Genomic DNA, 14,022 nt, shown 5'->3' on the forward strand with positions numbered 1-14,022 from the left:
CCCCAGGGGCAATGACCGCCGCGACGGCGAGCCCCAGACTCCCCGCCCGCGCCTTCCGCACGAACGCCGACCCGGACTTCAATCGTCCAGACCCAATTCCTGGATCTTGCGCGTGATGGTGTTGCGCCCGATCCCGAGCTTCTGCGCCGCCTCGATGCGCCGCCCCCGCGTGATCTCGAGCGCCGTGTGGATCAGCTGCGCCTCGAACTTGCGCGTCAGCGTGTCCCACACCTCCGGCAGCCCGGCCTGCAGCATCGCTCGCGATTCACGCTCGAGATCGGCCAGCCAGTGCGTGCCGGTCGGCGAACTGCCCGCGACAACAGCCACCGCATCCGGCAGCGGTGCGGCCACCGGCGCTGCCGCATGGGCCACCGAGCCACCGCCCCCCGCCGGGACCGCCTCGCCCACCTCGCCCCCGGCCACCGGCACACGCGCCGGGATCGCCACCAGGTCGCCCTGGAACTCCGGCGGCAGGTCCTTGGCCTCGACCACCTGGGCCGGCGCCATCACCGTCAGCCAGTGGCAGATGTTCTCCAGCTGCCGCACGTTGCCCGGGAAGTCGAACTGCATCAGCCGCGCAAGCGCCGCCTCGGTGATGCGCTTGGCCTCGACGCCCAGCTCCTTCGCGCTCTTCTGCAGGAAGAAGCGCGCGAGCGCCGGCACGTCCTCGCGCCGCTCGCGCAGCGCCGGCAACCGCAGCCGGATCACGTTCAAGCGGTGAAACAGGTCCTCACGGAAGGCACCGAGCTTGACCCGCTCCTCCAGGTTCTGGTGCGTCGCCGCGATCACCCGCACGTTGCTGCGCAGCGGGTTGTGCCCGCCGACGCGGTAGAACTGGCCGTCGCTCAGCACGCGCAGCAGCCGCGTCTGCAGGTCGAACGGCATGTCGCCGATCTCGTCGAGGAACAGCGTGCCGCCGTCGGCCTGCTCGAAGCGCCCGCGCCGCGTCGTCTGCGCGCCGGTGAACGCGCCACGCTCATGGCCGAACAGCTCGCTCTCGAGCAGATCCTTCGGGATCGCCGCGGTGTTGATCGCGACGAACGGCCCGCTCGCGCGCGGGCTGTGCTTGTGCAGCGCCTGCGCGACCAGCTCCTTGCCCGAGCCCGATTCGCCGGTGATCAGCACCGTCACCACGCTCTGGCTCAGCCGCCCGATCGCGCGGAACACGTCCTGCATCGCCGGCGCCTGGCCCAGCATCTCGGGCATCTGCGCCATACGCTCGTCGCGCACCTCCTCGCGCATGCTCTCGTCGAGCGCGCGGCGGATCAACTCCACCGCCTTCGGCACGTCGAACGGCTTCGGCAGGTACTCGAAGGCCCCGCCCTGGAACGCGCTGACCGCGCTGTCCAGGTCGGAGTAGGCCGTCATGATGATGACCGGCAGGCCCGGGTGCCGCTCCTTGACCTTGCTCAGCAGCTCGATGCCCGAGCCCCCCGGCATCCGGATGTCGGATACAAGAACCTGGGGTTCATCGTCCTCGAGCGCGATCAGCACGTCCCGCGGGTTCGTGAAGCTGCGCACCGCGAGGTCTTCACGCGCCAGTGCCTTCTCCAGCACGAAGCGGATGGATTGGTCGTCGTCAACGATCCAGATGGGTTTCATGCCCTGCCTGTGGTTCCGGTCCCGCCCGCCCCGGGCTTCTGGCTCAGGGCAACGGGATCACGATCTTGAAAAGGGTCTGGCCCGGTTTGCTCTCGCATTCGATCATGCCCTGGTGTTGCTGCACGAACGTCTGCGCCAGCGTGAGTCCCAAGCCCGACCCGCCATCGCGCCCCGATACCAGCGGGTAAAAAATGCGATCCCGGATCGACTCCGGTATTCCCGGGCCGTTGTCCTCGATATGCAAGTCCAGTGCCAATCGATATCGTTGCTTGCCCAGCGTGACCTGGCGCGCGATGCGCGTGCGCAGCGTGATGCAGGCGTCGCCCTGCTGGATGCGCTCTGAAAGCGCCTGCGCCGCGTTGTGCGCGATGTTGAGCACCGCCTGGATCAGCTGCTCGCGGTCGCCGCGGAAATCGGGGATCGAGATGTCGTAGTCGCGCTGCACCGCCAGGCCGCGCGGGAACTCGGCAATGATCAGCGAGCGCACCCGCTCGCAGACCTCGTGGATGTTGACGTCGCTCACCACGTGCGGCTTGCGGTGCGGCGCGAGCAGCCGGTCGACCAGCGCCTGCAGCCGATCGGCCTCCTGGATGATGACCTGCGTGTACTCGGTCAGCGCGCGCGACTCGACCTCCATCTCGAGCAGCTGCGCCGCGCCGCGGATGCCGCCGAGCGGGTTCTTGATCTCGTGCGCCAGGTTGCGGATCAGCTCCTTGTTGGCACGTGCCTGGCCGAGCGCCCGCTCCTCGCGGTCCTGGCGCGTCTGCTGCTCGATTTCCACCAGCTCGACGATCGCCTCGTTCGGCCGGTCGAGCTGGTTCACGATCACGTGCACCGGCAGCGCATCGCCATGGGCCGACACCGGCCGGCGCAGCAAGGCCTCGAAGCGGCTGGTGGAGAAATCGTTGCGCACGACCGCGGCCACGGTGTCGCGCACCGAGTTGGCATCGATGAACCAGTCGAACAGCGAGCCGCCCAGCACGCTGCGCCGCGGCAGGCCCAGCACGTTCTCGAACGCGGCATTGGCGAACAGGCAGCTGCCGTCGTCGCGCACCACCGCGACCATCGTCGCCAGGTGGTCGAAGGCCTCGTAGCGCCCGGGCAGGTCGCCCGGCGCCGCCGGCCGCGCTGACTTCGGCTTGCCCACCGGCTTGGTCACCGGCGTGCTCACTGCAGCTTCGCGATTTCCCGCTTGATCGCGGCGATGTCGCTTTCCTTGCGCAGCAGGCTCGCCTTCATCTCGGCGACGCGGTCGATGTACTTCTGGTAGTTCTTCTCGTCGCCCTGGCGCTCGGGCTCGCCGTTGTTGTAGGCCTTCTGCATCTCGGCCAGGCGATCTTCTTCCTTCTTCAGCTCGGCTTCGAGGATGCGGCGTGCATCGCTGTCGCGGGCGCGCTGGTCATTCGGGTCGACGCGGTTCTGGCCCGATGTCGCCGCGCCCGAGGCCGACTTCGCCGGGCGCAGCCCCTGCACCACGGTGATCGGCGTGCCCTCGAGCGTCTTGCAGCCCTTCTCCTTGGCTTCCTTCGCCGACAGCGTGTCGGTGTAGAGCACCGGGTTGCCGGGGCAGCGGTAGACGGTCTTTTCTTCGGCGGCCCGGGCAGGCAGGGTGATCACGGTGGCAACGGCAACCAGTGTGAGCACGCGACGGGTCGTGGTTCGGTGAGAGCGCATGAGAGATACCTCGGGCCGTGGGATCTGGTGGATTGTGGCCGATCCCGCCATGCAAAAAGGGACGGCGTGGGCCGTCCCTTTTCGTCGTGTCGGTGGCGGAACCGCTGGACCTGAGAGCCTTCGCCCCCGGTCCGGGTTCCGCGCCGCCACCAGGCGCCGCAGATCAGGCGCTGTAGTACATGTCGAACTCGACCGGGTGGGTCGTCATGCGGAAGCGCGTGACCTCCTGCATCTTCAGTTCGATGTACGCATCAAGGTAAGCATCGGTGAAGACACCACCCTTGGTCAGGAACGCGCGGTCCTTGTCCAGGTAGTCGAGCGCCTGGTCGAGGCTGTGGCAGACGGTCGGGATCTTCGCGTCTTCTTCCGGCGGCAGGTGGTACAGGTCCTTCGTGGCGGCTTCGCCCGGATGGATCTTGTTCTCCACGCCGTCGAGGCCGGCCATCAGCAGGGCCGAGAACGCCAGGTACGGGTTCGCCAGCGGATCCGGGAAGCGCGCTTCGATGCGGCGGCCCTTCGGGTTGGCGACGTACGGAATGCGGATCGAGGCCGAGCGGTTCTTGGCCGAGTAGGCCAGCTTGACCGGAGCTTCGAAGCCCGGGACCAGGCGCTTGTAGCTGTTGGTGCCGGGGTTCGTGATCGCGTTCAGCGCGCGGGCGTGCTTGATGATGCCGCCGATGTAGAACAGCGCGAATTCGCTCAGGCCGGCATAGCCGTCGCCGGCGAACAGGTTCTTGCCGTCCTTCCAGACCGACTGGTGCACGTGCATGCCGGAGCCGTTGTCGCCGACGATCGGCTTGGGCATGAAGGTGGCGGTCTTGCCGTAGGCGTGGGCCACGTTGTGGATCACGTACTTCTGCAGCTGCAGCCAGTCGGCGCGCTGCACCAGCGAGCTGAACTTGGTGCCGATTTCCATCTGGCCGGCATTCGCCACTTCGTGGTGATGCACTTCGACCGGGATGCCCAGCGATTCGAGGATCAGGCACATCTCGGAGCGCAGGTCCTGCGCGCTGTCGACCGGCGGCACCGGGAAGTAGCCGCCCTTGACCGCCGGACGGTAGCCGGAGTTGCCGTGGTCGTATTCCTTGCCGGTGTTCCAGGCCGCTTCCTCGGACTCGATCTTCGAGAACGAACCGGACATGTCCACGTTCCAGCGCACGCTGTCGAAGATGAAGAACTCGGGTTCCGGACCGAAGAAGGCGGTGTCGCCGATGCCCGACGACTTCAGGTAGGCCTCGGCACGCTTGGCCAGCGAGCGCGGGTCGCGTTCATAGGGCTTGCCGTCGGTGGGCTCGATCACGTCGCAGGTGAGGATCAGCGTCGGCTCTTCGAAGAACGGGTCGATGTTGGCCGTGTTCGGGTCCGGCATCAACAGCATGTCGGAAGCCTCGATGCCCTTCCAGCCGGCGATCGACGAACCGTCGAAGGCGTGGCCGGAGATGAACTTGTCTTCGTCGAACGCAGACAGGGGCACCGAAACGTGTTGCTCTTTGCCGCGGGTATCGGTGAAGCGGAAGTCAACGAACTTGACCTCGCTTTCCTTCACCATCTTCATCACGTCGGCGACGGTCTTTGCCATCAGGTTCTCCTAGCGAGAGGCTTGTGGGGGTGAGTGGGTGGGTACAACGACAGTTTCAGTGCCGGGAGGGGCCTGGAAATGCGCACAGGAATGTAGCAGAAAGCATGCCCGCGCCCGATGACAGAGCAGGGCCAGCCGGCATGCGCTCCACCGGGTGAGCGAGGCCTCCAAGACGATGCGTGCGAGGGGTGTTGACGCCACTTTGGTGCGCCGCGCAGCACCACGCTGGACAAGGGTTTCGGCGCTCAACGCACCAATTCGGGGCCGAGTTGCGCACCATGGCCACGCAGCCCGGCCAGCAACTCGGCGAAGGCTTCGGCCACCGGGGCGGCCGCGCCCTTGACGCCCAGCTCGATGTGGCGCCCCCACTGCGGGTGGTCGACACTCGGCAGGCTGAACACCTTGACGCCGTCGAAGCGGGCCTCGATGGCTTCCATCAGCGGCGTGAGGGTCGACTCCATCGCGCCGAACACGATGACCGATTGCTCGCGCGGGCGCTCGGTGCGGTGCTCGGCGGCGTAGCGCTCGTCGAGCACCCACTGCACCATCGGCCAGGCCATCACCGGGAAGCCGGGCACGAAGTGCACATGGCCGACCGAGAAGCCGGCGATCTTGTTGTAGGGGTTCGGGATGATCTGCGCGCCCTCGGGGAACATGCCCATGTTGAGCCGGTGCACGTTGTCGGCGCGCTCGGGCTCGTACGGCAGGCCCTGCTCGGCGGCGATGTCCCGCATGCGCTCGAGGATCAGCTCGCGCGCCTGCGGATGAAGCGCCAGCGGCACGCCGAGCGCATTGGCGGCGCACTGGCGCGTGTGGTCGTCGGGCGTGGCGCCGATGCCGCCGCACGAGAACACCACGTCGCCGCTCGCGAAGGCTTCGCGCAGGTGGGCGGTGATGCGTGCGGGGTCGTCGCCGACGTAGCGCGCCCACGAGAGCGGGATGCCGCGTTCGCCGAGCAGCGCGATCACCTTGGGCAGGTGCTTGTCCTCGCGTTTGCCGGACAGGATCTCGTCGCCGATGATGATCAGGCCGAAGTTCATGCGGAAAGCCTTGTGGGTGGATTACGCAGGGGGCAGCGGAAGCGGTGTCGGATCGGCCGGCGGCGCCACCACCGCAGCGGCGAGCTGCTGCTCGGCGCGCAGCGCGGCCAGCGCGGCCAGCGCGAAGTGCGCGAACCACAGCGACGAGAACGCGAACACCAGCGTGTAGATCCAGATCGCGACCGGCACCAGGATCGGCGCGAGCGCGAGGAACATCAGGCCCGAGGCCCACACCAGCGACGGCGCGGCGCCGAGGTAGCCGGTCGCGATGCCGAGGCCGAGGAAGCTGGTGCGATGGCGGCGGATCAGCTCACGCCGCTCGTCCTTGCTGGCGTGCTCGGACAGCACGTCGTAGACCATCACGCGGTAGGTCAGCCAGCCCCAGATCAGCGGCGGCACGACCAGCACCATCAGCGGCACGAACCACAGCGGGATCGAGGCGATCAGCGCGACGACCGCGATCGCCGTCGAGCCGAGGCTCACGACGACGCTGCCGAGGAAGGTGCCGCCGCGGCGGCGCTCCAGCAGCGGGAAGCGGCGCTGCGCCACCAGGTTCAGCATGGCCGGCGTCATCATCGTCGCGACCACCAGCAGCGACAGCAGCACCAGCACCGGCGTCGCGAGGAAGATCACCACCAGCGGGCCCAGCACCGACTTCAGGTTGCCGGCACCGATGCTCTCGAGCCAGTTGAAGAGGGCATGCAGCAGGTCCCACGCATTGAGCAGGTCGCGCACGCCGTCGATCGCGGCTTCCCAGAAGAAGTAGCCGAGCCCGAACGTGAGGCCGACCAGCAGGAACAGCGGCAGCAGTGACAGGACGATGACGCGCGGGTGGAGGCAGTAGGCGGCGGCGCGCCAGAAGGAATCGAAGAGAGGCTTGACCATGGCGCGGCAGGATAACCGGAGCTTCAAATCCCGTTCGCGCTGAGCCTGTCGAAGCGCTGTTCGCGCAACTCCGTTCGGGCTGAGCCTGTCGAAGCCCGGCGCGCGCCGGACACAACCCTTCGACTGACGGGCCCTCGACAAGCTCGGTCCTGCTCAGGGCGAACGGGAGTCGGATTCAGTTCATTCGCCCGAACGCCCGCTTGAGCCCGAGCCACTGCTGGTGCCAGAACCCCTGCCCGTACTCGCGCCCACCCGCCTCGGGCAACTGGTCGCGGATCCCGGTCGGGTCGTAGCGGATCTCGAAGTTGCCGGTGCGGAACAACACATCCCACACCGGGAACAGCACCGCGAAGTTGTGCCCGCCCAGCGTGCCCTGCCCCGCGGTCTCATGCCCCAGGCCGATGCTGTGGTGCAGCCGGTGGAAGCGTGGGCTGACGAACACGCGCTCGAACACCGGGCCGAACCACACCCGCAGGTTCGCATGCGACAGGCTCTCCAGCAGCTGCGTGCAGGCCACCACCGCGATGAACTGCCCCGGCGGGATCCCGATCAGCCGCGCGACGACCACGATCACGCTGTCGCGGATCAGGTCATCGAGCAGGTGGTTGCGGTTGTCGCTCCACATCGTCATCTGCCGCTGGCTGTGGTGCAGCGAATGCAGCCCCCACCACCAGTGGAACTGGTGCTGGCCGCGATGGATCCAGTAGTCGACGAAATCGAACACCAGCAGGTAGGCGACGAAGCTGAACCACGCGGTGTCGGTGACACCCGCCCACCACGGCGCGAACCACTCGTCGAGCTGCCAGGTCGGCAGGCCCGCCAGCCGCGCGGCGCCGAAGGCCTCGTCGAACAGCGGATCGACCGCGAAGAACAAGCCCACGCGGAACAGCCCGAGCCGGTGGATCAGCGTGTACAGCACGTCGACGCGCACCGCGCGCCTGTCCGTCACCGGCTCGACCGGGCGCCAGCGCTCCAGCGCGCCGAACACCACCAGCAGCACGACGATCTGCAGCAGGCCGACCAGCAGCCAGCCGGTGGCATCGAACGCATCCTCGACGACGTTGCCGAGCCCGAGCTGGAAGGCGAGCGGCTGCACGACGCCTTCGAACAGCGCCTGCTGCACGCGGCCGAAGGCGTCGGTGAAGGCGAGCAGCAACGAATCGATCATGGCGGGAAGGTGAATGACTTCAGAAGGGATCAGCGCTGCGCGGCATCCCGGTAGGCCGGGTGGTCGCGCAGCGTCGCGAAGCAGAAGCCGCGTTGCTTGAGCCCCTGGATCAGCGGCTCGAGCACCGCCGGCGCCCACGGGTCCTGGCGCGACCAGATGCCCAGGTGGGCCAGCATCACGTCGCCCGGCCGGATGTGATCCAGCGCACGCTGCAAAAGTTGCGCGTTCGGGTAGCGATCGCTCGGCAGTTCGTCGCCGAGGAAACCGGCGGCGCTCCACGGCACATGCGTCCAGCCGCAGGCCTTGGCCGCGGCCAGCAGCGCCGGCGAGGTCTTGCCGCCCGGCGCCCGGAACAGATGCGGCATCGCCTGCCCCGTCATCGCGCGGAAGCGGTCGGCGGGGCGCTGCAGCTCGGCGCAGTACTCGGCCGCGGTCCAGGTCAGCAGTTGGCCGGCGTTCGGGCCGGCACTGGGGCGCACCTTGAAGCCGCCGCCCTTCATGCCGGTTTTCACATCGGCCACCCAGTAGACATGGTCGAAGGTGTGCGAGCCGAACAGGTGGCCTTCGGCCGCACGGGCCTTCCACCACGGCGCCCACTGGTCATCGAGGCTGGTGCCGTCGGTCTTCGTCTTCTCGTTGGCGAGGAAGAAGGTCGCCTTCACCTGCTCGCGGTTCAGCACCTCGGCGACCAGCGGGGCCACGCCCATGTGGCCGGTGTCCAGCGTCAGGTAGACCGGCTTGTCGCAGCCGGCGGCATGGGCCGGTGCGGCCAGCGCCGCGATCAGCGCTGCGACAAGGACAGGCCTAGCGGCGCGACGCATGGTCGAGCGTCCACACCCCGTGCGGCGAGCGGCCCACTGCCACCTGGCGGATCACCTGCTTCTTCTCGATGTCGACCAGCGTCAGCTTGCGCGCCCAGCGCGAGCTGACCAACAGCGTCTTGCCGTCGGCCAGCACGTCGATGCAGTCGGGGCCACCCGGCGCCGGGTAGGTGTCGACCACGCTCAGCGTGCGGGTGTCGATCATGCTGATGGTGTTGGCAACGCGGTTGCTGACGAACACATGCTGGCCGTCGCCGCGGCTGCGGAACGCATGCGCGCCGGCGCCGGTCAGGATGCGCTTGACCAGCTTCGGTTGCGCCTGGCTCACGTCGTAGACCTCGACGAACTCGTCGCCGGTGAGGCCGACCAGCAGCAGCTTGTCGTCGGGCGTCAGGTAGACGTCGGCCGGCAGCTTGCCGACGGTGATCTTCCAGCGCGGTTTCTGGGTCGCGATGTCGATCGCCATCAACTCGTCGCTGTCCTGCATCGACGAGTAGATGACGGTGCTCTTGCTGTCGATCGACAGGTGGCTGGGCGTGCGCGATGCCGGCACGCGGCCGGCGAGCTTCATCGGGTTGGCCGCGTCGGCCGGCTCCCAGCGGTAGATGTCGATGTGGTTCAGCCGGTTCGCCGCGGTGACGAACCACTTCATGTCGGGCGAGAAACGCAGGTGGTACGGGTCGGAGATCTTCGTGATCGTGCGCTGCACCTCGGCGGTGACCGGGTCGACCAGCGTCAGCGAATCGCTCAGTGCGTTGGCGACGATCAGCGATTTCTCGTCGGGCGTCAGGTAGAGGTGGTGCGGTTCCTTGCCGGTCGGGATGCGGCGGATCTCGGTGAAGGTCTTCGGGTCGATCACGCTGATCGACGCGTCGAGCGAGTTCAGCACGAAGATCGGCGGCTTGGCGGCGTCTGCGGCCTGCACCCCGAGCGGGGCGGCCAGGCAGAAGGCCGACAAGAAGGCCGTCAGGACGAGCGACGGGAGACGGGGCAACGCAGACAGYAGTTTCAAAGCCGGCACCAGCAGGAAAAGCTGGCATTTTAGGCGGGCGCAGCGTGCGCCCACCTTCAAAATGGCCTGCGAGCGCCTTTCTGTTCTGCGCTTCGTCAAAGGCCAGGCGTTACTCGTCGTCGCCGCCGAGGATGCCGCCGAGCAGCCCGCCGCCGGCGAAACCGCCCAGCACCGAGCCTTCTTCACGCCTGCCGCCGTTCTGCGGCGCGGCCGCGAACACGCGCGACGCGAGGCGCGAGAACGGCAGGCTCTGCAGCCACACCGTGCCCGGCCCGGTGACCTTCGCGAAGAACAGGCCCTCGCCGCCGAACAGCGCGGTCTTGATCTTGCCGACGTACTGGATCTCGAAGTTGACGTTGGGCGTCAGCGCGACGATGCAGCCGGTGTCGATCAGCAGCGTCTGGCCGGGCTGCAGCTCGCGCTTCATCACGGTGCCGCCGGCGTGCACGAAGGCGAGGCCGTCGCCCTCGAGCTTCTGCATCACGAAGCCCTCGCCGCCGAAGAAGCCGACCGACAGCTTCTGCTGGAAGAAGATGCCGAGCGACACGCCCTTGGCGGCGCACAGGAAGGCATCCTTCTGGCAGATCAGCGTGCCGCCGAGCTGGCGCAGGTCCATCGGCAGGATCTTGCCGGGGTACGGGGCCGCGAACGCGACCTTGCGCTTGCCCTGCCCCTGGTTGGTGTAGACGGTGGTGAACAGCGACTCGCCGGTGATCAGCCGCTTGCCGGCGCCGAGCAGCTTGCCGAAGATGCCGCCCTGGCTGGCCGAGCCGTCGCCGAAGACGGTGTCCATGCCGATGCCGGCATCCATGTACATCATGCTGCCGGCCTCGCCGACCGCCGCCTCGCCCGGGTCGAGTTCGACCTCGACGAACTGCATCTCCGAGCCCTTGATCTCGTAGTCCACCACGTCCATTGCCACGTTCATGCTCCTGGTTGAGAACGGGCGGATTCTGACATCGTCGGGGAGCGGCCAAATCTTTCGATGCGGCAGCAAGCCAGACTACTCATAGATCTTCGCCGCTGATGGCAACCCAGACTGTCTCGACCGAACTGCCATCTTCAGCAAGAGCCTCCAAAAGTGATCCACGCAAGTCCTCCCTGTGCGACAGGACGTTCATTGTGGAAAGGCATCGTTCTCCGCGTAGTACAGGAGAACGTCCAGTGCTTCTTCTGTCGATCTGCCACCGCCCTCTGCTTGCTGTCGAATGTCCGTCGCAAGCGGAGCCTCGAGAAAGTACTCAAAGGACGGGGCGCCTTTCAACAGACGCACCACCGACTGGCCTTCTTCGTACTCAATAACGGCCGCCTCAGAGTCCAGCGACCATGGACGCCTCGCGTAGACGACGTCGTATTCCCCCAGCTTGTCACACTGGTTCAGTATTTCTCGCAGTTTCATGCTTACCTCAGTAGCCACCCTCCAGAGCTTGACTCCACCAACCTGATGTGGGCGAAGCAGCGGTTGCCGTGGCCCGCTTTGGTGCCGTGCTCCGAACTGAGCGGCAACTACGAAGCAAAGCCGAGATCATTGACATCGAGGCCCATTGCTTGAGCCAGACTCTTCAACTCAGCAGACTCGTCGTCGGTCAACGATACGTCGTATTCAACCAACTGAGTGCAAAGGAGCTCCAAACCGACGCCCCACTCTCGCTTGGCAATCAAGGTTCTCGCATTCATCACGTCCTCATCCGGCAGCAGACCTTCAAAGCCGGCAACAAAGGCGAGAAGACGGGCTTCGAGGTTCGATTCAGTCATTGGATTCCTCCTACTTCGGGAAGGCCGTGACAATGCCTTCGCCGCGGGGCTCAACGATGCAGATCATGCACACTCCGTCGCGGACTCCCTCCACTTTCCAGCGAACTGGGAGACCGCTCTTCGTAAATTGAGCTCCTGCCTTGCCAGTCTGCTGCACCCACAGCGCCGCCGGGTCAGTCGCAAGGTCCGAGACGTTGTGCATAACCCTATCTGCATCCCATGACTGAGGAAACGGGGTCTTGCCGGAGCTGCCGGGCCAGAGGTGACCTCCACCAGTCGCATCTCCATGAAGTATGTGTTGGGTGCGTTGTGCGCTTGCGAGATTGATTGACTCTTTTGCCGCGGCCTTTGCGACGCGTGCCCCACGGAGAGCGGTTCCAGCCACTCCCCAGCTCGCAAAATCCCCCAACACCGTGGCGCCGTTGAACCCAGCGCTGCCCCAACGCCTGTGAGCCAGATCATCGAGCATGCCGTAGGCACCACCGATGAATGGCGTCATGCCGATCGCGATCTCGCCGGCCGTCGGAGCCGGCGTGGAGCCGGTGACCATGACGACCGGCATGCTCGGCTGGCCCGGCTTCTGGTACCAGACCTGGCCGTCGCCCGTCGTGCAATAGCCCTCGGTGCGATCGCAGATGACGCCGTACGCATCGAAGACCGACGACACGTTGAACTGCGGGATCAATGCGTCGAGCCTCGGGACACCGTACCCCCACCCGTTGCCTGAGGTCTCCGCGCGCCCAGGGAGGGTGCCTACGCGAGCGTCAGCGGTCGTCGAATCGCCCGATCCATGCATCAGCCGCACCACGTTCTGCGAGCAGTACGGGTTGTTCCACTTGCACGGATCCAGGATGTCCTGCTTCTTCGGCGGATCCGCCCATCCGCTCGGATCGATGCGTGCCAGCGGGTCGTTGCGCACGTAGCTGTAGCGGTTGAAGCTCTGCAGATCCAGCGGATCCGTCACGAGCGGGTCGCCTGACAGGAAGCGACCGAGGGCCGCGTCATACAGCCGGCCGTTCATGTGCGTGAGCCCGATGTCGTCGAGCTGCTCATGGCCGGTGAAGCCGCGATCTGTGCCACCGTTGACGGCCGGGCTCCAGTCGATGACGAGCGCGCCTGCTGCATCGTAGTTGCCGTTCGCGAAGCGGCGCTTGCCGAACGGGTCATAGGCGTTGCGGGCCGTCACGTTGCCGTTGTGGTCCGTGGTCGCCGCGATGCTGCCCAGGTGGTCCTTGTGCCAATACTCCAGCTTCACCGCGCTCAGGCTCGACTGCGCGGCTGGCGCGGTCTGCGTGGCACCGAGCGTGGGCAGCGCGCCGGTGGTGACCAGCACGCCGAGGCTCTGGCCGCCTGCGCTCAGGTAGTGGCGGTTGCTCGTGACCGCCGGGTTCGCGGCACTGGGGTTGGTCGGCGCATTGACCTCGCTCTCGAAAGCCAGACCGCCGGTGTTGTCCGGGTGCAGGTACCAAGTGGTGCGTGTACCGGCGTTCGTGCCACTCGGGATCGTCCGCACCTCCCGGAGGCGTGCGTGGTCCTCGTCGTAGTTCCACACGTAGCTCGGGCCACCTGCAGGCCCTTGCACGCCCGTCTGGCTGTCCGGCAGGTTGAAGCCGGTGTACGTGATCCCGCGGTACTTGCCCGCCGTTGCGCTGACGATGTTGCCGTTCGCATCGAAGCCGAAGGTGTTGGCTGCCGCGCCTTCGATGCCCAGAGCAGCATGCGGCCTCACGGCGTTCGCACCCTGGGCTCCATAGCTGTACGCCCCCACATCGCTCTTGTAGAGGATGCTGCCCAGCGCGTTGTATTGCAGGCCCACCGTGCGCACCAGGCCGCTGATCGCGGGAGCGGCCACCGTGTAGCGCTGCAGCCGCCCGAGTGCATCGTGCTCGAAGTTCTCTGTCACCGCGCCGCTTGCACCGTCCCCGTTCGCATCGTTGCGGTTCGTCAGCCGGCCCAGGCTGTCCCACACGTAGCCGTGGTTCAGCACGTCGCTGGCACTCGCCCTGCCTGCGATCAGGCTGTTCGCCCGGCCCGTCGCGGCTTCGTAGCCTGATTTGCTCACCACCGCATTGCTGTACCGCTGCTGCTCCAACTCGTCCCATGCGTTGCAGGCCTGCGCCTGCCACAGCACTGTGCCGGCCGGCAGCGTGACGCTCGCGCCCGGCGTGCCTCCCGGGGTGCTCGGTAGCGGGTTCACCGTCACCGCCGTCGCCAGCGACACGCTGCTCAGGAATCCCTTGGGCGTGTAGCCGTAGTTCACCGTCAGCCCGGTTGGCCAGGTCTGGCTCGCTTGCCGGCCGTTGGCGTCATAGGCCACCGCGCTCGCGAAGGTCGGCCCGTTGACGACGCTGGTGCGGTAGTTGATCGGCCGGCCCAATCCGTCGTACGCCCACTGCCGACTGATGCCGGTGCTGGTGCCCGTCGCGCACAGCTTGCCGATGCCCATCAAGCAGCTGTCGTAGGTCCAGGTGCTCCGGTACTCCGCC

At 66.8% G+C, this 14,022-nt stretch carries 13 protein-coding genes; all 13 read right to left on the reverse strand.

What is annotated here, in order from left to right:
- Positions 1-78: 78 nt before the first annotated feature.
- Positions 79-1,602 (reverse strand): nitrogen regulation protein NR(I), encoded by a 1,524-nt coding sequence (gene ntrC, locus AC1D1T_RS22595; protein ID WP_477992523.1) that lies wholly within the window; start codon positions 1,600-1,602, stop codon positions 79-81.
- A gap of 43 nt (positions 1,603-1,645) precedes the next feature.
- Positions 1,646-2,668, reverse strand: coding sequence for a nitrogen regulation protein NR(II) (gene glnL, locus AC1D1T_RS22600; RefSeq protein ID WP_156155217.1), 1,023 nt, complete (start codon positions 2,666-2,668; stop codon positions 1,646-1,648).
- A 101-nt stretch (positions 2,669-2,769) separates the two neighbouring features.
- Positions 2,770-3,219, reverse strand: coding sequence for a hypothetical protein (locus tag AC1D1T_RS22605; protein ID WP_477841953.1), 450 nt, complete (start codon positions 3,217-3,219; stop codon positions 2,770-2,772).
- A 220-nt stretch (positions 3,220-3,439) separates the two neighbouring features.
- Entirely contained in the window at positions 3,440-4,855 is a 1,416-nt protein-coding gene (gene glnA, locus AC1D1T_RS22610; RefSeq protein ID WP_047513059.1) for a type I glutamate--ammonia ligase, read from the reverse strand.
- Positions 4,856-5,100: 245 nt separating this feature from the next.
- Positions 5,101-5,895, reverse strand: a complete 795-nt coding sequence (locus AC1D1T_RS22615; RefSeq protein WP_477992524.1) for a competence/damage-inducible protein A — start codon at positions 5,893-5,895, stop codon at positions 5,101-5,103.
- 21 nt (positions 5,896-5,916) lie between these two features.
- Positions 5,917-6,780 carry an EI24 domain-containing protein gene (locus AC1D1T_RS22620; protein ID WP_047513065.1) on the reverse strand — a complete coding sequence of 288 codons (864 nt, stop codon included), beginning with the start codon at positions 6,778-6,780 and terminating at the stop codon, positions 5,917-5,919.
- A 175-nt stretch (positions 6,781-6,955) separates the two neighbouring features.
- Complete coding sequence (locus tag AC1D1T_RS22625; protein WP_477992525.1) at positions 6,956-7,948, reverse strand: sterol desaturase family protein; 993 nt, start codon at positions 7,946-7,948, stop codon at positions 6,956-6,958.
- Positions 7,949-7,977: 29 nt separating this feature from the next.
- Positions 7,978-8,769, reverse strand: coding sequence for a polysaccharide deacetylase family protein (locus AC1D1T_RS22630; protein WP_047513070.1), 792 nt, complete (start codon positions 8,767-8,769; stop codon positions 7,978-7,980).
- Complete coding sequence (locus tag AC1D1T_RS22635; RefSeq protein WP_477992526.1) at positions 8,753-9,727, reverse strand: YncE family protein; 975 nt, start codon at positions 9,725-9,727, stop codon at positions 8,753-8,755. The genes AC1D1T_RS22630 and AC1D1T_RS22635 overlap by 17 nt, the downstream gene beginning before the upstream one ends.
- Before the next feature lie 163 nt (positions 9,728-9,890).
- Entirely contained in the window at positions 9,891-10,703 is an 813-nt protein-coding gene (locus AC1D1T_RS22640) for a TIGR00266 family protein (RefSeq protein ID WP_047513401.1), read from the reverse strand.
- Between the two features lie 195 nt (positions 10,704-10,898).
- Complete coding sequence (locus tag AC1D1T_RS22645) at positions 10,899-11,180, reverse strand: DUF7716 domain-containing protein (RefSeq protein WP_477828397.1); 282 nt, start codon at positions 11,178-11,180, stop codon at positions 10,899-10,901.
- Positions 11,181-11,287: 107 nt separating this feature from the next.
- The gene (locus AC1D1T_RS22650; RefSeq protein WP_477828398.1) at positions 11,288-11,536 is read right to left on the reverse strand and encodes a MafI family immunity protein; all 249 of its coding nucleotides are present in this window, start codon (positions 11,534-11,536) and stop codon (positions 11,288-11,290) included.
- A gap of 10 nt (positions 11,537-11,546) precedes the next feature.
- Positions 11,547-14,022 (reverse strand): RHS repeat-associated core domain-containing protein (locus tag AC1D1T_RS22655; protein WP_477992527.1); only part of this gene is annotated, 2,476 nt, incomplete at its 5' end.

The sequence above is a fragment of the Rhizobacter sp. P2_H3 genome, assembly GCF_056403355.1.